The organism is Rhodanobacter sp. Soil772 (assembly GCF_001428385.1).
Taxonomy (GTDB): domain Bacteria; phylum Pseudomonadota; class Gammaproteobacteria; order Xanthomonadales; family Rhodanobacteraceae; genus Rhodanobacter.
The window spans coordinates 740,626-759,153 of record NZ_LMSK01000001.1 but is presented as its reverse complement, the minus strand read 5'-3'; the positions used below and the strand labels follow the sequence as shown (position 1 = coordinate 759,153).

The 18,528-nt window shown below is 67.5% G+C and carries 15 protein-coding genes and 4 tRNA genes; 13 read left to right on the top strand and 6 right to left on the bottom strand.

All coding sequences use genetic code 11. The features are described 5' to 3' along the window. Positions 1-33: 33 nt before the first annotated feature. The 8 genes from pheA (at position 34) to ASG75_RS03630 (ending at position 6,369) form a co-directional block, all read left to right on the top strand. Positions 34-1,122: a prephenate dehydratase gene (pheA, locus tag ASG75_RS03665; RefSeq protein ID WP_056385797.1), complete on the top strand. Its 1,089-nt coding sequence runs from the start codon at positions 34-36 to the stop codon at positions 1,120-1,122. Next, complete coding sequence (gene aroA / locus ASG75_RS03660) at positions 1,119-2,429, top strand: 3-phosphoshikimate 1-carboxyvinyltransferase (protein WP_056385795.1); 1,311 nt, start codon at positions 1,119-1,121, stop codon at positions 2,427-2,429. Before pheA ends, aroA begins: the two co-directional genes overlap by 4 nt. Before the next feature lie 62 nt (positions 2,430-2,491). After that, the gene (gene kdsB, locus ASG75_RS03655; RefSeq protein WP_056386998.1) at positions 2,492-3,271 is read left to right on the top strand and encodes a 3-deoxy-manno-octulosonate cytidylyltransferase; all 780 of its coding nucleotides are present in this window, start codon (positions 2,492-2,494) and stop codon (positions 3,269-3,271) included. Between the two features lie 39 nt (positions 3,272-3,310). Next, positions 3,311-5,152 (top strand): excinuclease ABC subunit UvrC, encoded by a 1,842-nt coding sequence (uvrC, locus tag ASG75_RS03650; protein ID WP_056385794.1) that lies wholly within the window; start codon positions 3,311-3,313, stop codon positions 5,150-5,152. A gap of 72 nt (positions 5,153-5,224) precedes the next feature. Then, positions 5,225-5,842: a CDP-diacylglycerol--glycerol-3-phosphate 3-phosphatidyltransferase gene (pgsA, locus tag ASG75_RS03645; RefSeq protein WP_056385791.1), complete on the top strand. Its 618-nt coding sequence runs from the start codon at positions 5,225-5,227 to the stop codon at positions 5,840-5,842. Between the two features lie 71 nt (positions 5,843-5,913). Next, positions 5,914-5,989: transfer RNA gene (locus ASG75_RS03640), tRNA-Gly, on the top strand. A gap of 146 nt (positions 5,990-6,135) precedes the next feature. Further along, positions 6,136-6,211 (top strand) — tRNA-Gly (locus tag ASG75_RS03635). Between the two features lie 84 nt (positions 6,212-6,295). After that, positions 6,296-6,369 (top strand) — tRNA-Cys (locus tag ASG75_RS03630). A 59-nt stretch (positions 6,370-6,428) separates the two neighbouring features. Here ASG75_RS03630 and ASG75_RS03625 read toward each other — a convergent pair. Next, positions 6,429-8,579 (bottom strand): EAL domain-containing protein, encoded by a 2,151-nt coding sequence (locus tag ASG75_RS03625; RefSeq protein ID WP_056385789.1) that lies wholly within the window; start codon positions 8,577-8,579, stop codon positions 6,429-6,431. Positions 8,580-8,804: 225 nt separating this feature from the next. Between ASG75_RS03625 and ASG75_RS03620 the strand changes: the two genes are divergently transcribed. Beyond that, positions 8,805-9,191, top strand: a complete 387-nt coding sequence (locus ASG75_RS03620; protein ID WP_056385787.1) for an HU family DNA-binding protein — start codon at positions 8,805-8,807, stop codon at positions 9,189-9,191. A gap of 75 nt (positions 9,192-9,266) precedes the next feature. On the opposite strand, the gene ASG75_RS03615 is transcribed toward ASG75_RS03620, so the two are convergent. From ASG75_RS03615 to ASG75_RS03595, 5 genes are all read right to left on the bottom strand, one after another. Next, a tRNA-Leu gene (locus ASG75_RS03615) sits at positions 9,267-9,353 on the bottom strand. A gap of 85 nt (positions 9,354-9,438) precedes the next feature. Continuing rightward, a complete protein-coding gene (locus ASG75_RS03610; protein WP_056385785.1) occupies positions 9,439-10,674 on the bottom strand; it encodes a TraB/GumN family protein in 1,236 nt (411 codons plus the stop codon). A 77-nt stretch (positions 10,675-10,751) separates the two neighbouring features. Further along, complete coding sequence (locus tag ASG75_RS03605) at positions 10,752-11,642, bottom strand: carbon-nitrogen hydrolase (RefSeq protein WP_056385783.1); 891 nt, start codon at positions 11,640-11,642, stop codon at positions 10,752-10,754. A gap of 57 nt (positions 11,643-11,699) precedes the next feature. Further along, a complete protein-coding gene (locus tag ASG75_RS03600; protein WP_056385781.1) occupies positions 11,700-12,734 on the bottom strand; it encodes an agmatine deiminase family protein in 1,035 nt (344 codons plus the stop codon). Between the two features lie 105 nt (positions 12,735-12,839). Beyond that, entirely contained in the window at positions 12,840-13,208 is a 369-nt protein-coding gene (locus ASG75_RS03595; RefSeq protein WP_056385779.1) for a hypothetical protein, read from the bottom strand. A gap of 203 nt (positions 13,209-13,411) precedes the next feature. Between ASG75_RS03595 and ASG75_RS03590 the strand changes: the two genes are divergently transcribed. From ASG75_RS03590 to ASG75_RS03575, 4 genes are all read left to right on the top strand, one after another. Beyond that, positions 13,412-15,346, top strand: coding sequence for an ATP-binding cassette domain-containing protein (locus tag ASG75_RS03590; protein ID WP_056385777.1), 1,935 nt, complete (start codon positions 13,412-13,414; stop codon positions 15,344-15,346). Between the two features lie 2 nt (positions 15,347-15,348). Further along, on the top strand, positions 15,349-16,269 hold the full coding sequence (locus ASG75_RS03585; RefSeq protein WP_056385775.1) for a hypothetical protein: 921 nt from the start codon (positions 15,349-15,351) through the stop codon (positions 16,267-16,269). After that, a complete protein-coding gene (gene recJ / locus ASG75_RS03580; protein WP_056386996.1) occupies positions 16,266-17,978 on the top strand; it encodes a single-stranded-DNA-specific exonuclease RecJ in 1,713 nt (570 codons plus the stop codon). The genes ASG75_RS03585 and recJ overlap by 4 nt, the downstream gene beginning before the upstream one ends. A 67-nt stretch (positions 17,979-18,045) precedes the next feature. Further along, entirely contained in the window at positions 18,046-18,420 is a 375-nt protein-coding gene (locus ASG75_RS03575; RefSeq protein WP_056385773.1) for an STAS/SEC14 domain-containing protein, read from the top strand. The last annotated feature ends 108 nt before the right edge of the window (positions 18,421-18,528 follow it).

Sequence of the window (18,528 nt, the reverse complement as noted above, 5' to 3'; positions counted from 1 at the left end):
ATTTGGACTTCTATCCATCCAGGCGGCTAACGCATGACCGATCCGAAAACACCGTTGAGCGAGATGCGCGAACGCATCGACAGCATCGACCGGCAGATCCAGCAGCTGATTTCCGAACGCGCGAACCACGCGCGGACGGTGGCGAAGGTGAAGGGGGAGGGGCTTTCCGCGATCGACTATTACCGTCCCGAGCGCGAGGCCCACGTGCTGCGCATGGTGGTGGATCGCAACGAGGGCCCGCTATCCGACGCCGAGATGGTGCGGCTGTTCCGCGAGATCATGTCGTCCTGCCTGGCCCAGGAGGATCCGCTGAAGATCGGCTTCCTTGGGCCGGAAGGCACCTTCAGCGAACAGGCCGTGCGCAAGCATTTCGGCCACGCCGCCTACGGCCTGCCGCTGGGCAGCATCGAGGAAGTGTTCCAGGAGGTCGCCGCCGGTCATGCCGACTTCGGCGTGGTGCCGGTGGAGAACTCCGGCCAGGGCATGATTCAGGTCACCCTGGACATGTTCCTCACTTCCGAGGCCACCATCTGCGGTGAGGTGGAGTTGCGCGTGCACCAGTGCCTGCATTCGCTGACCGGCCAGCTGGAGGACGTGCGCCGCGTCTACGCGCACGCGCAGTCGCTGCAGCAGTGCAAGACCTGGCTGCGCATCAACCTGCCCGAGGTGGAATGCATCGCGGTAGGCAGCAATGCCGAAGCCGCCCGGCTGGCCCGACACGCCGATGACGCAGCGGCGATCGCCGGCGAGACGGCGGGCAAGGTCTACGGCCTGAAGACCGTGGCCAAGGGCATCGAGGATCGCGCCGACAACACCACGCGTTTCCTGGTGATCGGCCGTTCGCTGTTCCCGCCCTCGGGCAACGACCGCACCTCGCTGCTGATCACCGTGAACGACAAGCCGGGTGCGCTGTACGACGTGCTCAGCCCGTTCGCGAAGCACGGCATAAGCCTGAACCGCATCGAATCGCGGCCGGCGCATACCGGCAAGTGGCAGTACGCGTTCTTCATCGACGTCTCCGGCCATATCGACGGCGATGCGTTGCAGGCCGCGGTGCACGATATCGGCGCATCGGCCGCCACCATCCGCGTGCTGGGCTCTTACCCGGTGGCCTTGCCTTGAACGTTCGCCTGGACTGGAGCAGCCGGCCGGGTCGGCCGCTGCACGGCAGTGTGCGCGTGCCCGGCGACAAGTCGGTCTCGCATCGCGCGCTGATGCTGGCCGCGATCGCCGAGGGAGCGTCGCGCATTCGCGGCTTCCTTGAAGGCGAGGACACCCGCGCCACCGCCGCCGTGCTGGCGCAGCTCGGCGTGCGCATCGACACGCCGTCGGCCGGCGAGCGCGTGGTGCATGGCGTGGGCCTGCACGGCCTGCGCGGCGCGGCGCAATCGCTGGATTGCGGCAACGCCGGCACCGGCATGCGCCTGCTGACCGGCTTGCTGGCCGGGCAGGCGTTCGACAGTACCCTGGTCGGCGACGCCTCGCTGTCGAAGCGGCCGATGCGCCGGGTGACCGATCCACTGGCCCTGATGGGCGCGCGCATCGGCACGCACGACGGCCTGCCGCCGCTGCACGTGCATGGCGGCCAGCCGTTGCAAGGCATCCGCTACGAACTGCCGGTGGCCAGCGCGCAGGTGAAGTCCGCGTTGCTGCTGGCCGGCCTGTACGCCGCCGGTGAAACCGAGGTCATCGAACCGCATCCGACCCGCGACTACACCGAGCGCATGCTGGCCGCGTTCGGCTGGCCGATCGCGTTCGCGCCGGGCCGCGCGAAACTTGCCGGCGGCCATGCGCTGCGCGCCACCGACGTCGAGGTGCCAGCGGACTTTTCTTCCGCCGCGTTCTTCCTGGTCGCCGCCAGCATCGTGCCGGGCTCCGAATTGCACCTGCCGGCAGTGGGCCTCAACCCGCGCCGTACCGGCCTGCTGCAGGCGCTGCGCCTGATGGGGGCGGACATCACGGTCGAGCACGAGCGCGAGGCCGGTGGCGAGCCGGTCGGCGATCTCGTGGTGCGCCACGCGCCGCTGCGCGGCGTCGAGCTGCCCGAGGCGCTGGTGCCGGACATGATCGACGAGTTCCCGGCGCTGTTCATCGCCGCCGCGGTGGCCAGCGGCACGACGGTGATTCGCGGTGCGGCCGAATTGCGGGTGAAGGAATCCGACCGCATCGCCACGATGGCCAGCGGCTTGCGCACGCTCGGCGCGGCGATCGAGGAAACGCCGGATGGCGCGGTCATCCACGGCGGCCGGCTCGGCGGCGGCACGGTGGAGAGCCACCTCGACCATCGCATCGCGATGAGTTTCGCGGTGGCCGGGCTGGTCGCCACCGGGCCGGTACGGATCAATGACTGCGGCCATGTCGCCACGTCGTTTCCCGGTTTTCTGGAACTGGCCAACGGCTGCGGCTTCGCGCTGCGCGGCGCGGGCTGAACTGTCCGCGCCGTACATGTATCGTTGCGGCAAGGCTTGCCTCCCGGTTGAAGATCGTCCTCATGTCCAACGTCGTACCGCCATTCATCGTCGCCATTCCCGCCCGTTACGGCTCGACCCGCCTGCCGGCCAAGCCGCTGCGCGAGATCGACGGCGTGCCGATGGTGGTGCGGGTGGCGCAGCGCGCCCTGCAGGCCGGCGCCAGCCAGGTGGTGGTGGCGGTGGACGACCGGCGCATCGCCGACGCACTGGCCGGGCAGGATGGCGTGGACGTCTGCATGACCCGCAGCGATCACGCCTCGGGCAGCGACCGCCTGGCCGAGTGCGCGCAGCACTACGGCTGGGCCGACGACAGCATCGTGGTGAATCTGCAGGGCGACGAACCGTTTGCGCCCGCCGCCGGCATCCGCGCAGTGGCGCAGGCGCTGGAAGGCGACGACGCGCCGATGGCGACCCTGGCCACGCCGATCATCGACGCCGAGGAATTGTTCGACCCGAACGTGGTGAAGCTGGTGCGTGCCGCCGACGGCCGCGCGCTGTACTTCAGCCGGGCGCCGTTGCCGTGGGCGCGCGATGCGTTCGCCGTCGACCATAACGCGCTGCCATCCGGCTCGCCGTTTCTGCGGCATATCGGCATTTATGCGTACCGGGCCGGTTTTCTGGACCGCTACAGCCGCCTGCCGCGCACGCCGCTGGAACAGACCGAATCGCTGGAGCAGTTGCGCGTACTGGAGCACGGCCACGCGATCGCGGTGCGGCTGACCCCGGAGCCGTTTCCGCCAGGCATCGACACCGAGGCCGACCTGGAACGCGCGGAGCTGTGGTTGCGCACGCGGCATTGAGCCACCATCTGCATGGGACATCGCCACTAGAATGATCCCATGCAGTCCGCACAACCGCCCCCCTTCGACGGCAAGGCCTTCGTCCGTACGCTGACTTCCTCGCCCGGCGTCTATCGTCATTTCGACGCGGCTGGCGAGTTGCTCTACGTGGGCAAGGCCGGCAATCTCAAGAAGCGTGTCGGCAGCTATTTCCTGAAGCCGCGGATGGAGCCGCGCATTGCGGCGATGGTGGCGCAGATCGCCCGCGTCGAGATCACCGTGACGCGCACCGAGGGCGAGGCGCTGCTGCTGGAATCGCAGCTGATCAAGTCGCTCAAGCCGCGCTACAACATCCTGCTGCGCGACGACAAGAGCTATCCGTACATCTACCTGTCCGGCGGCGAGGACTACCCGCGACTGGCCTTCCATCGAGGCGCGAAGAACCTGCCGGGACGCTATTTCGGACCGTACCCGAGCACCTACGCGGTACGCGAAAGCCTCAGCCTGATGCAGAAGCTGTTCAAGGTGCGCCAGTGCGAGGACAGCTACTTCCGCAACCGCACGCGGCCCTGCCTGCAGTACCAGATCGGCCGCTGCAGCGCGCCCTGCGTGGGACTGATCAGCGTGGAGGATTACCGCAGCGACGTGCGCCACGCCGAGATGTTCCTGGAAGGGCGCAGCAACGCGGTGATCGACGAGCTGGCCGAGGCGATGGAACAGGCCAGCAAGGCGCTGCAGTTCGAGCGCGCGGCGAAGCTGCGCGACCAGGTGGCTGCGCTGCGCCAACTGCAGGCGCAGCACCACGTGCAGGGCGCCAGCGCAGACATGGACGTGATCGCCTGCCGCATCGAGGCGGGCATGGCCTGCGTCAGCGTGCTGTTCTTCCGCAACGGCATCAGCCTCGGCACGCGCGATTTCTTCCCGCGCCTGCCGCTGGATGCCGAGCCGGCCGACGTGCTGACCCAGTTCATCGCGCAGTACTACCTGGACCGGCCGGTGCCGCGCGAGTTGATCCTCGGCGAGGCGCTGGCCGATCGGGACATCCTGGCCGAATTGCTGAGCCAGCACGCCGGTCATGCGATCGAACTGAAATCCAGTGTGCGCGGCGAACGCGCGCAGTTCCTGCAGATGGCCGAGCGCAACGCGCAGGCCTCGCTGACCGCGCGGCTGGCCAGCCGGCAGACCCTGGGCACGCGTTTCGACGACCTGCAGAAGGTGCTCGATCTGGCGGCGCCGCCGCGGCGCATCGAGTGCTTCGACATCAGCCACACGATGGGCGAGCTGACCGTCGCCTCGTGCGTGGTGTTCGGGCCGGAGGGTCCGGAGAAATCGCACTACCGCCGCTTCAACATCACCGGGATCACTCCCGGCGACGACTACGCGGCGATGCATCAGGCGCTGACCCGGCGTTTCCGCAAGGTGGCCGAAGGCGAGGGCGCGCGCCCCGACATCCTGTTGATCGACGGCGGCAGCGGCCAGGTGGCGCAGGCGCTGGACGTGCTGAAGGAGCTCGGCGTCGGCGGCATCGAGGTGGTCGGCGTGGCGAAGGGTCCGGGCCGGCGTGCCGGCGAGGAGACCCTGGTGCTGGCGCGGCTTGAATCAGGGAACCCTGGGCGCGAACTGCATCCGGGCTCGTCGTCGCCGGCCTTGCACCTGGTCGCGGCGGTACGCGACGAGGCGCATCGCTTCGCGATCAGCGGCCATCGCAAACGGCGCGAGAAGGCGCGCGAGCGCAGCGTGCTGGAAGACGTGCCGGGCATCGGTGCGCGCCGTCGTTCGGCGCTGCTGAAGGCGTTCGGCGGCCTGCAGGGCGTGGAAGGCGCGGGCGTCGAGGAACTGATGCAGGTGAAGGGCATCGACCGCGGCCTGGCCGAGCGCATCTACGCCAGCCTGCATGGTTGAACGTCGGCGAACATCTTCACTCGGCAGTGGCGTGCCGGCATGCGAAACTGCAGCAAACCATCGAGACGAATCATGCACATCAACCTGCCGACCTGGCTGACCCTCTTTCGCGTTGCCCTGCTGCCGGTCATGGTGGTGGCGTTCTACCTGCCGTTCCCGGGCCACAACATCACCGCGGCGATCGTCTTTCTGCTGGCGGCGTTCACCGACTGGCTGGACGGCTACCTGGCCCGACGCATGAACCTCACCTCGGCGTTCGGCGCGTTCCTCGATCCGGTGGCCGACAAGCTGATGGTCGCGGTGACCTTGTTCCTGCTGGTCGAGTCGCATCGCGGTGGCTGGCCCGGCATCCTGATGGCGGTGACCGCGGCGGTGATCGTGGGGCGCGAGATCAGCGTGTCGGCGCTGCGCGAGTGGATGGCCGAGATCGGCATGCGCGCCACCGTCAAGGTCGCCTTCATCGGCAAGCTGAAGACGGTGATGCAGATGGTCGCGCTGGTGGTGCTGATCGTGCAGCACGAGAAGGCTGCCGAAGCGCTGCGGCTGTACCACATCGGCGAGGCCCTGCTGGTGATCGCCGGCGTGCTCACGATCTGGTCCGGCCTGTACTACCTGCGCGCGGCCTGGCCGATCCTGAGCGGCGACATGCCGGGGCAGTCATCTGCCGATGCCGACGATGGCGATATCTGAGCGTCGGGGCACCGGTTGATCGATGTGGGCTTGACGATCCGCATCCACGTATTAGAATGCGCGGCTCCGATGCGGGAATAGCTCAGTTGGTAGAGCACGACCTTGCCAAGGTCGGGGTCGCGAGTTCGAGTCTCGTTTCCCGCTCCAGTTTGCAGACAAGGCCCCGATTCGTTCGGGGCCTTGTTGTTTTCAGCGGTCTGCAGGGCCGGGGCAGGGCGCTGGAATCCGGATCGAAAAGCGCTGTCGCAGCTATTCACAAATGACTCCGTTCTGCTATGATTCGCGGCTCCGATGCGGGAATAGCTCAGTTGGTAGAGCACGACCTTGCCAAGGTCGGGGTCGCGAGTTCGAGTCTCGTTTCCCGCTCCAGTTTTCAAGCAGAACCTCGGCCTACCGGGGTTTTGTTTTTTAGAGTCAACCTGCGATCATCATGGTCGCGCTTCACGAAGCAATGGCCTGGTGGCAGAGTGGTCATGCAGCGGACTGCAAATCCGCGTACGCCGGTTCGATTCCGACCTAGGCCTCCATTGCGCAACCGGCTGCCAGCCAGCCCCGAAAACCCGCCGACGGCGGGTTTTTTGTGTATCTAGAAATCGGAGATGGCGGCGGTATCGGCGACAGGCTTGGCCGTTGCCTGCCGAGTCAGCCAGCGCTGGAAATCGGCGGCGGTCAGCGGCAGGCAGATGAAGTAGCCCTGCACGATGTCGCAGCCGAGCGTCTCCAGCATGATTCTCTGTTGCCGGGTCTCGACGCCTTCGGCGATCGTGGTCATGCCAAGGCGTCGGCCGATATCGACGATGAAACCTGCCAGCGGATCGGCGATGGCCGGCTGCAGCGCATTGATGAAGGTGCGGTCGATCTTCAGCTCGTCCAGCGGCAATTGCTGCAGGTAGGCCAGCGACGAGTAGCCGGTGCCGAAATCGTCCAGCGCCAGCCGGAAGCCGATGGCGGAAAGCTGGCGCAGCGTGTGCAGCGCCGTATCGAAGTCGTTGAGCAGGGCGCTCTCGGTCAACTCGAGGGTCAGCGCGGATGGCTCGATGCCGGCAGCCTTCACCTGTGCTTCGATGTTCGGCACGAACTGCGGGTGGGCGATCTGCCAGGGGCTGACGTTGACCGCGATGCGTCCACCGAAGTCCACGCCGAGCCGGCGCCACTCACGGACGTGGTTGCAGACCTCGGCGATCACCCACGCGCCCAGGGCATGGATCAGGCCGGTTTCCTCGGCCACCGGGATGAAGGTGGCCGGCGACACTTCGCCCAGCCTGGGGTGCTTCCAGCGCAGCAAGGCCTCGGCGCCCATCGGTTTTCCGCGCATGTCGACCTGCGGCTGGAAGCGTAACGAGAATTCCTGCCGCTCCAGTGCCGTGCGCAGGCCGCGTTCCAGTTCCAGGCGGGCGTCCGCGTCGCGCTGCATATGCGGCAGGAACAGCCGTGCCGCGTTGCGCCCGGCGGATTTGGCGCGGTACAGCGCGATGTCGGCGCAGCGGATGATGTCGGCTGCCCCCGCATCCAGGTTCGGGAATACCGTCACGCCGATGCTCGCCCCGATGCCCAGCACCCGGCTGTCGATCGCCAGCGGTGTCGCCAGCCGTTCAAGCATGCGCTCGGCGACCTGCATGGCCCGCGCGGCCGCGGTGTCGGCATCGTCGTCGAGGGTGCCGAGCAGCACCACGAATTCGTCGCCGCCGAGCCGGGCCACGGTGGATGCGCTGGGTGCCGCGGCGAGCAGGTTGTCGGCGATGGTTTCCAGCACCCGGTCGCCGGCGTGATGGCCGAGCGAATCGTTGATGGTCTTGAAGTTGTCCAGGTCGATCATCAGCACGGCGCCATACTGGCCGGACTGCACCGCATCGGCGAGCAGGTCGGCCAGGATGTACAGCGCGCGCAGGCGATTGGGCAAGCCGGTCAGGGCATCGTGGTAGGCGGCATGGCGCAGGTCGAGTTCGGCTTCGCGGCGGATCTCGGCCTCGGCGCGGAGCTCGCTGGCGGTGCGCTCGAGTTGCAGTGCGTGCGAGTGCATCTGGCCGGCCAGCAGCAGGCTCATCAGCAGCACGAATGACAGGAACGCGAAGGCGTCGATCGACGGGTAGGGCTTGTCCAGCGTGTTGACCACGATGGCGCCCCACAGCAAGGCCAGGGACTGGATCAGCAGGCAGATGCCGAGCATGGCGCCGCGCAGGCGCTGCCCGTCGCGATACTGCCGCGCCGCGCGATACAGCGCCCACAGGAAGACGGCATAGCTGAGCCCGCGGAATACATGGCCCCATGCCGAGCGCGTGCCTTCGAGGGTGTACAGCGCTTCCCCCCACGGCAACATCGTCGGAGCGGCTTCGTGCAGGGTGGTATCGAGCATGCTGTACGGCGACTGCAGGTTGATCCAGAACAGCCACAGCGACAGCACGCACACGGCCCCGAGCAGGTAGCGGTTGACCGGTCTGCCGGTGTAGCCGCCGACAAACAGCATCAGCGCGGGGAGTGCGAGCACGGCCGCTGCGCACAGGATGCGCAACGCGAGAATCGCCAGGGCCGGGCTGTCGGCAGCGTCCATCACGGCGTTCGAGAAGGCCAGCGTGGCGATGCACAGACACAGCACGGCAAAGGCCAGATGCGTGGGGTCGCGCCGCTGGCGCACACCGATCACCAGGAACTGGATGCCTGCCCCGAATGCCACGGCTGCCGTCGCCAGCAGGGCCGCGGTGAAGTAGCCGAAGTTGAGGTGGTTTGCCACATCCTGCATCCGCCATCCTCTCCCACGGCATCCCGAGCTGTGCGCCACGTGGCCGATAGCGTACGCCAAGCCTCGCGAAATAGCGGGTGCCGCCGGTTGTCTTGCTGAAGATTCTGCGACCGGAAAACAATTTTTGTTGCCCGACCCGTTGGCGGCACCGCTGAATTCCCCTACATTCAGCGTGCCGTGAGGCAATACATACAATCCATCACCACGTAGACGAGGGGGAAATTCATGGCAAAGACGCAGAAAGCAACGGCCAAGAGCAAGCCGGCACCCAAGGCCAAGGCCGCATCGGCTGCACCCAAGCCGATCAAGGAAGTCCTGAACAAGTCCAGCCTGGTAGCGCACATCGTGGAAGCCAGCGGCGTGGTCGCCAAAGACGTTCGCGCCGTGCTCGCCGCGCTGGAAGGCGCGGTCGCCGGTTCCGTGCACAAGAAAGGCGCCGGTTCGTTCCAGTTACCCGGCCTGTTGAAGATCACCGCGGTGAGCGTGCCGGCCAAGCCGAAGCGCAAGGGCATCAACCCGTTCACCAAGGAAGAGCAGTGGTTCGCGGCCAAGCCGGCATCGGTCAAGGTCAAGATCCGTCCGCTGAAGAAGCTGAAGGACGCGGCGGCCTGATCCAGGCCAAGCGTCATCGTGGAGTGCGGCGACACTCGCCGCACTCCATCGTTTGATCGAGCATCAAGCGGTTATTGGTGCCCGGGGCGGGGATCGAACCCGCATGGCCGCGAGGCCGAGGGATTTTAAGTCCCTTGCGTATACCAGTTTCGCCACCCGGGCCGGGTATCGAAGCGCGTTTGCAGGGAGCCTGCAGGCGGCGCGCATCGTAGCATGCGCCTTGCGGCCGCTCGGCACGCAGCCGTGGTCAGAACAGACTCTTGAAGATGTGGATGCCGGCGCTGTACTCGCCGATGATCGTGCCCACGCTCACGAGAAAGAAATTCAGCAAGGTGCGCGCGACGCGGTTCTTCCACCAGCCGCTCCAGTGCACGATGTCGTCGCGCAAGGTGTCGAAGTCGATCACCCGCGGGCGGCGCACCCAGGCTTCGGCCATCGCGCTGATGCCGCCGGCCGGGATACCAGGACGGAACGGCTTGATCGGTGCGGCGATGAAGGCGGCGAGGATGCTGAGCGGATGGGCTCCGGCGGCCAGGGCGCCGAGCGCGGCGAAACCGCCGGTGAACAGTACCCAGTCGCGCAACGCCTGCGTGCCCAGCGCGGTGTTCTGGTGGAACGCCCAGGCGATCGCGGCGAATACCAGCAGCACCAGGGCGGCGGCCAACCATTTCGGCCAGCGGGCCTTGGGCGGTGTGGCAGCCAGTTCGGCGATCTTGCCGGCGGGGTCGTCCTGCTGTTCGCGTAGCAGCGTGCACAACCCCTTGAGGTGGCCGGCGCCGATCACCACCAGCACGCGGCGATTTTCCACCGTGGTCGGACGGGCGGCTTCCTCGCGCAGGCGCGCGGCCATGAACGCATCGCGTTCGCCGATCAGGCTTTCGTAAAGCGGCTTCGAGCCGCTGGCGAATTCGCTGAACGCGCTTTCCAGCAGGTCGCCCTGTTTCAGTTTCTCGATTTCGCCCTGGTCGATGTCCTCGCGGTCGAACACGCTGGCCAGCAGGCCGCCGAGCAGACCGAAGCGCTGCCAGAAACCCACGCTGCGCCAGGCGCGCTTGAGCGTCGTGCCAACTTCGCGATCGATCAGCCACAGCGGCAGGCCGCGTTGCTCGGCGCCGTCCATCGCCGCCTTCATCTCGGCGCCGGGCTGGATGCCGGACTGGTCGGCCAGGCGCTTCTGGAACGTCGACAGCACCAGGCTGGCGGCGACCATGCCGGCCTTGCCCTGGCGGATTACCTTGAACAGGTCCAACTGCTTGAACGCTTCCGGATCGCGCATGCTCTGCGCGCGGCTGTCGCACAGTTCCACCGCCACGGCGTCGAAGTGTTCGCTTGCCAGCAGGGCATCGACCGCTTCCATGCTGCTGCGCGAGACGTGCGCGGTACCCAGCACCACGTATTCCACGCCGTCGCGCTGCACGCGCTCGATCGGCTGGCCCTGCAGGGCGGCAGGCAACGCGGTGATTTCGGTTTCGGGAACACTCATGCGATCAGCAGGCCGGTCGAGGGAGAAATCCAAGCATGGGGACGACGGCCATGCGGAACAAGCAAAGGGGCGAGGCTTCAGTCACGGAAGCGCTTGAGCAGGTCGGCGTACGCGTCGATGCGGCGGTCGCGCAGGAACGGCCAGATCCGCCGCACGTGCTCGCTGCGTGCCAGGTCGACCTCGGCCAGCAGCAATTCGCGTGCATCGGTGCCGGCCTGGGCCAGGAATTCGCCTTGCGGACCGGCGACGAAACTCGAACCCCAGAACTGGATGCCGGCGCCGACGCCGCTCGGATCGGCTTCGAAACCGGTGCGGTTGCACGAGAGCAGCGGCAAGCCATTGGCCACGGCGTGGCCGCGCTGCACGGTGATCCACGCGTCGCGCTGGCGATCCTTCTCGGCCTGCTCGTCGTTCGGGTCCCAGCCGATCGCGGTGGGGTAGAGCAGCAGTTCGGCGCCGGCCAGCGCCATCAGGCGCGCCGCTTCCGGATACCACTGATCCCAGCACACCAGCACGCCAAGCCTGCCGACCGAGGTGTCGATCGGCTCGAAGCCGAGGTCGCCCGGGGTGAAGTAGAACTTTTCGTAGAACGCCGGATCGTCCGGGATGTGCATCTTGCGGTAGGTGCCGGCGATGGCCGCCGAGCGGTCGAACACCACCGCGGTGTTGTGGTACAGGCCGGCGGCGCGGCGCTCGAACAGCGAGGCGACCACGACCAGCTTCAACTCCTCGGCCAGCCTGCCGATGCGCACAGTGCCCGGACCGGGAATGCTCTCGGCCTGGTCGAAAATCTCCACCGATTCGTGCTGGCAGAAGTATGGGCCGTTGTGCAATTCCTGCAGCAGCACCAGTTCGGCACCGGCGGCCGCGGCTTCGCGCAGGCCGGCTTCGATCGCGTCGAGGTTGGCGTCGCGACTGCCGCGGTCGGTTTCCTGCAGCAGCGCGACCTTGAGGGTCTTGCGGGTCATCGGCGTGAATCCTCGGCGTGTCGCCAGGCGTAGACCGTACAGTTTAGCCGATGCGGCTCAGGCCAGCCCGGCGGGCAACTGCATGGTGATGCAGTGCAGGCTGCCGTTCTGCCAGATCAGCGGGCGACACGGCACCTGCACCACATCGCGGCCCGGGTGCGCACTGCCGATGATGCGCGCGGCTTCGTCGTCAGCCTTGTCGCCGTAGGCGGGTACCAGCACGGCGCCGTTGACGATCAGGTAGTTCGCATAGGACGCGGCAAGCCGGCGGCCTTCGTCGAGAATGGGTTTGGCCCATGGCAGCGGGTGCAACTGATAGGGGTTGCCATCGACCGTGCGCAGCGCGGCCAGCTCGGCAGCCATCCGCTGCAGTTCGTCGTAGTGCGGGTCGCCGGGAGCGTCGCAAGCCTGGAACACGATGCGCTCACCCGGGGCGAAGCGGGCGAGGGTGTCGATGTGCGCGTCGGTGTCGTCGCCTTCGAGGTAGCCGTAGTCCAGCCACAGCACGCGCTCGGCGTGCAGGCTGTCGCGCAGGATCGCGCTCATCTCCTCGCGCGACTGTTCCGGATGCCGCTGCACCAGGCAGCGCCAGGTGGTAAGCACGCTGCCTTCGCCGTCGCTTTCGATGCCGCCGCCTTCCAGAGCCCAGTCGATGCGCTTGTGCGCGGCCTGGCCGAACACGCCGGCGTCGACCAGACCGGCGACCAGCGCATCGTCCTGCTCGGCACCGAACTTGCCACCCCAGCCGGTGAAGCGGAAGTCAGTGAGCTGGAAGCCTTTTGCGCCGCCCATCAGGGTGATCGGGCCGGAGTCGCGCAGCCAGGTGTCGTCGTACGGCAGTTCGACGAAGCGGATCTTCGCGAGATCCACGCCGGCGTCACGCAGTTGCGATTGCGCATGGGCGTTCAGCGCGGCATCGGCCACCACGATGATCAGCCGCTGGAACCGTGTCACCGCCGTGGCCAGTGCCACGTAGGTGGTTTCCACCGCGGCCAGGCGTTCGGCCCAGTCGGTACCGGCATGCGGCCAGGCGATCAGCACGGCGGCCTGCGGTTCCCATTCCGCCGGCAGGCGCAAGGAGTGGTCGGTCATGCTGGCTGTCTCGTCGGGGTGAGGGCCGTAAATTGTACGACGCGAAGGCTGCGCACACGAAGACGCGGCCCGTGTCGCCACGGGCCGCGTCGGTGGGAAGTCAGCTCAGTTGACGGCCGCCGGATCGGTGTTGTTGCCGGCCGGCGTGTTCAGCACCGCGTGGATCACGTGGCTGTGCTCGAAATACACGATGAACTCCGGGTACTCCCAGCGGTTGATCTGCGGGTGCTTCTTGGTATCGCCGCCGCGCGGCGAGAGCTTGCGCTGCGGCGCGCCCCAGGTCTTTTCGACCTGGGTCATGCTCAGCCCGCGCTGGGGCAGGTTCATGCCCTTTTCCTGCTGCACACGGTGGATCAGCAGGCTGTCGCCGTGCTCCGTCCGCGCTTGCGCCGCGTTGGCCAGCTGAGGCGCGGCCAGGCCGGCGGCAGCGGCCAGCATGATGACGATCGGCAAACTGCTCGTGAACTTGACCATGGCTCCCCTCTCCATATAAGGCTGTATGCGGCGTCGTTGTAGCAGAACCGCTTGTGCTGCGCCATGCCGATGGCCGCCGATTGCGATGGGTTCGGCATTCGTCATGGCACGGCAGCATCGGCCGGTTCGTCGAGAATAGCGCCATCGCCGCTATCATGGGCGGCTGCGGGCGATTGCCTGCCCAGTTCCGACCCAGGTTTTGCATGATTTCCTTTCGACATTTCGCCTTGCGCCGCGGTAGCCGGCTGCTGCTTTCCGACATCGACCTGGTGATTCAGAGCGGTTGGCGGCTGGGCGTGATCGGTCGCAACGGCTGCGGTAAATCCAGCCTGTTCGCGGCTTTGCAGGGCAGCCTGGAGAGCGATGCTGGCGATCTCGATATGCCGGCCAAGCTGCGGCTGGCCTCGGTATCACAGGAAACCCCGGCGCTGCCGGACGCGGCGATCGACTACGTGCTGGGCGGTGACGAGGAACTGGCCGCCGCCATGCGCGACGAGGCCGACGCCGGCGATCGCGGCGACATGGAGGCGATGGCGAAAGCGCATCACCGCATCGAGGAACTGAACGGCTACGACGGCCGCGCCCGCGCCGGACGGTTGCTGCACGGCCTGGGTTTCCCGCCGGAAACGCACGAGCGCGCGGTGAAGGAATTCTCCGGCGGCTGGCGCGGACGGCTGAACCTGGCGCGTGCGCTGATGTGTCCGTCCGACCTGCTGCTGCTGGATGAACCGACCAACCATCTCGACCTCGACGCCGTGCTGTGGCTGGAAGAGTGGCTGCGCCGCTACCAGGGCACCTTGCTGATCATCTCGCACGACCGCGAATTCCTCGACGGCGTGATCACCCACACGCTGCACCTCAACGACGGCAAGGCCAAGCTCTATACCGGCAACTACAGTGCGTTCGAACGCCTGCGCGCCGAGCAGTTGCGCCAGCAGCAGATTTCGCACGAACGCGAACAGGCCGAGCGGGCGCACCTGCAGTCTTTCGTCGATCGCTTCAAGGCCAAGGCTAGCAAGGCCAAGCAGGCGCAGTCGCGGATGAAGCGGCTGGAGAAGCTGGCCGGCACCGAGGCGGTGCGCGCCGAGCGGCCCTTCAGCTTCCAGTTCCCCGTGCCCGGGCGACTGCCCGATTCGATGTTGCAACTGGAGGACATCACCGCCGGTTACCTGGCCGATCCGTCCACGCATGCGGACGAAGTGGCGAACATCGTGCTCGCCGACGTGCGCTTCAGCATCGAGGCCGGCGAACGGATCGGCCTGCTCGGCCCGAACGGCGCTGGCAAATCCACCTTGGTCAAGACCCTGGTTGGCGAACTCGAACCGTTCAGCGGCGAGCGCAAAGGTCACAAAGACCTGAAGATCGGCTACTTCGCCCAGCACACGGTGGAAAGCCTGCGCGAAGGCGCCAGCCCGCTCGACCATCTGCAGGACAAGGCGCCCGGCGTGGCCAACCAGGTGATGCGCGATTTCCTGGGCACCTGGAATTTCGCCGGCGACCGCGCGTTCGAGTCGGTCGATGGTTTCTCCGGCGGCGAGCGTGCGCGTCTGGCGCTGGCGCTGATCGCGTGGGACAAGCCGAACCTGCTGCTGCTCGACGAGCCGACCAACCATCTCGACCTGGACATGCGCGAGGCGCTGGCCGATGCGCTGGCCGACTTCGACGGCGCGCTGGTGCTGGTCTCGCACGACCGCCACTTGCTCGGCATGGTCTGCGACAGCTTCTGGCGCGTCGCCGACGGCGTGGTGGAAAGCTTCGACGGCGACCTGGACGACTACGCGCGCTGGCTGAAAACGCGCGGCGCCGCCAGCAAGAAGGCGGCGAAGACCGGCGCGGCGGCCAAGCCGGTGGTGGTCAAGGTAGTGCCGGAAACCACGCCCGAGGAACGTCGCCGCCAGGCGGCCGCCCAGCGCGAGAACGAGAAGTCCGCGCGCCAGCGGGTGAAGAAGGTCGAGACCCGCACCGCCATGATCGACACCGAACTGGCCACGCTGGAGACGCAGCTGGCCGACCCCGCCACCTACAACGGCCCGACCAGCGAGATGATGCGGCTAAGCCAGCGCCAGACCGAACTGCGCCGCGAGAAGGAAGCGCTGGAAACCGAGTGGCTGGCCCTGGTCGAACAACTGGAGGCCTAGACATGCCGACGCCGGAGCAATCGTTGCAACTGTGGCTGCCCGCGCTGGCGCATTTCGAGCCAACCCATCCGCTGCGCGAATGGCTGCCCCGTGCCGATCGTTTGCCGGATGGCGGCGTCGGCTACCTGGGCGGCCTCGGCGATCACTTCCCCGGCGTCGACGCGGGCGTACCCGCGGCGGCGATCACCCGCGAGTTTATCGCCGGCGATGCGGCGGATGGCACCTGGCTGTCGGCCGATCCGGCCTGGGTGCAGCCCGACATGAACGGCGTGCGCCTGCTCGCCTGTGGCCAGATGCAGCTGGGCATGGACGAGGCGCAGGCATTGGCCGAACCACTGCGACCCGTGTTCGACGAGGCCGGCATGCAACTGGAGATTTCCACCCCGGATCACTGGCACCTGCGCCTGCCGGGCGACACATCGTTGCCCGGTTTCGCCGCGCCCGAGCAGGCACTGGGCGAGGACCTGGCGCAGCATCTGCCGCAGGGCCCGGAAGGGCGCCGCTGGCGGGTCTTGCTCAACGACGTCCAGGTGCTGCTGCACCAGCATCCGCTGAATGCCCGGCGGCAGGCGCGTGGGCAGTCACCGGTCAACAGCCTGTGGCTGTGGGGTGGCGGTCGCCTGCCGGATGCGTTGCCCGGCAACGTGCCGGGCGTAGTCAGCGACGATCTGCTGCTGCGCGCGCTGGCCGCACGCGCTGGTGTCGCCCAACAGTCGCGCACGGCCGATGCCATCGTCGCCAGCGCGGCGGGCTGGCTGATCGACCTGCAGGATCTGCCGGCGCACGAGGTCGCCTCGCGCTGGTGGCCGACGTTGTTGCCGCTGCTTGGCCGCCAATCCGTCGTGCTGCACTTCGCCAGCGGCGAACGCTGGCGGCACCAGCCGTGGCACCGCTGGCGCTTCTGGCGCGGGGCGGGGCGTTGAGCGTGCTGCAACTGCGCCGGCGCGAAAGCAAGGGCGTGCCGCACGGCTGGCCGGACTCGGTGCATCCGGTGCTGCAACAGATTTACGCTGCGCGCGGCGTGCTGGAACCGGGCCAGGTCGAACACCGGCTGGCGCGGATGCTGTCGCCGCAGTTGCTGGGCGGCATGGCGCAGGCGGTCGAGCTGCTGGTCGAGGCGATTCGCGACGATTGGTCGATCCTGATCGCCGGCGACTACGACTGCGACGGCGCCACCGGCACCGCCGTGGCCGTGCGCGGGCTGCGCCTGCTTGGTGCGAAGCGGGTCGGCTACGCCATCCCGAACCGCTTCGCGCACGGCTACGGCCTGAGTCCGGCTTTTGTCGCGTCGCTGCAGCCGACGCCGCAGCTGATCGTCACCGTCGACAACGGCGTGGCCAGCATCGCCGGCGTGGCCGCGGCGAAGGCGCGCGGCATCCGGGTGATCGTCACCGACCACCACCTGCCCGGCGAGCAGTTGCCGGCCTGCGATGCGATGGTCAATCCGAACCTGGCCGGCGACCCGTTCCCGAGCAAGATGCTGGCCGGCGTGGGCGTGATGTTCTACCTGCTGCTGGCCTTGCGTGCGCGGATGTACGAAGAGGGTGCATTTGGCGAAACGAAGCCGGATCTGTCGTCGTTGCTCGACCTGGTCGCTTTGGGCACGGTGGCCGACCTGGTGCCGCTGGATTTCAACAATCGCGTGCTGGTCGAGGCTGGCCTGCAGCGCATGCGCAGCGGCCGTGCCTGCGCCGGCATCACGGCGCTGGTCGAGGTCGGCAAACGCAGTGTGGCGACGCTGTGTTCCAGCGACCTCGGTTTCGCCGTCGGGCCGCGGCTGAATGCGGCGGGGCGGCTGGAAGACATGCGCTTGGGCGTGGAATGCCTGCTTAGCGACGACGTGGCGCAGGCGCGCCGCTACGCCGAGCAACTCGACGCGATCAACCGCGAGCGCCGCGACCTGCAGGCGTCGATGGTGGCCGAGGCCGAAGTGATGGCCGCCGGCCTGGGCCACATCGACGCGGTCGGCGTGGCGTTGTATGAGCCGTCGTGGCACGCCGGCGTGGTCGGCCTGGTCGCCTCGAAACTGAAGGAGCGGCTGCACCGCCCGGTGATCGCGTTTGCCCCCGCCGGCGAAGACGACACCGAACATCTGCGCGGCTCGGCGCGCTCGATTCCCGGCTTCCACATCCGCGATGCGCTGGCCGCGATCGACGCGCGCCAGCCCGGCCTGATCGAGCGTTTCGGCGGCCACGCGATGGCTGCGGGGCTGAGCTTGAAGACCAGCGACTATGCGCGCTTCGCCACCGCCTTCGACGCGGTCGCGCGCGAGCTGATCGACGCCGAACGCCTGCAGGCCGTGCTGTACACCGATGGCGAGTTGCCGCCCGGCGCCGCCACGCTGGCGCTGGCCCGCCAGCTGCGCGGGGCCGGACCGTGGGGACAGGCGTTCCCCGAGCCGCTGTTCGACAACCTTTTCGAGTGCGCCGGCTGGAAGCTGATGGGCGAGCGCCATCTGCGCCTGCAACTGCGCGACCCGCGCGATGGTGCGCTGCATGACGCGGTGATGTTCAACGCCTATCACGGCCAGCCGCCGCCGGCGCGGCTGCGCGCGGCCTACGAGCTGGCCATCAACGACTGGCAGGGTCGCGAGGCGCCACGCTTGCTATTGCGGCATATCGAACCGGGCTGATTCCACTTGCGTGTTTTTCACGTGACCTGATCCAGACTGGCGTCCACCTCGCTCATGGAGAACGCCCGTGATCGCACTGATCGAAGGACTGCCGCCCGGTACGCTGGGTTTCCGTGCCCATGGCCACGTGACGGCGGAAGATTACAAGAACATCATCGTGCCGGATGTCGAGGCGGCGTTCGCGCTCAACCGCAAGTTGCGCCTGCTGTACGTCACGGCCGACGACTTCACCGGCTTCGACCCCGGCGCGGTGTGGGACGACGCCAAGCTGGGCATGCGCCATCTCAGCGGTTGGGATCGTGTCGCGCTGGTCACCGACGTGCACTGGCTGCGCGGCACGGCGGTCGCCTTCAGTTTCGCCATCCCGGCCCAGTTCCGCCTGTTCCACGGCGCGGAAATCGAGGAAGCCACCCGCTGGATCACGGCCCCGGACGACAGCTGATGCGCCCGACGGGGTGTTCGCGGCACTTGCCAAGGCCAGGTCGATCTGTTCAAGTCGGCTCATGCATCCCGTCGCCGCCAGCTGCCTGAACCTCACCGCGCTTTCCGC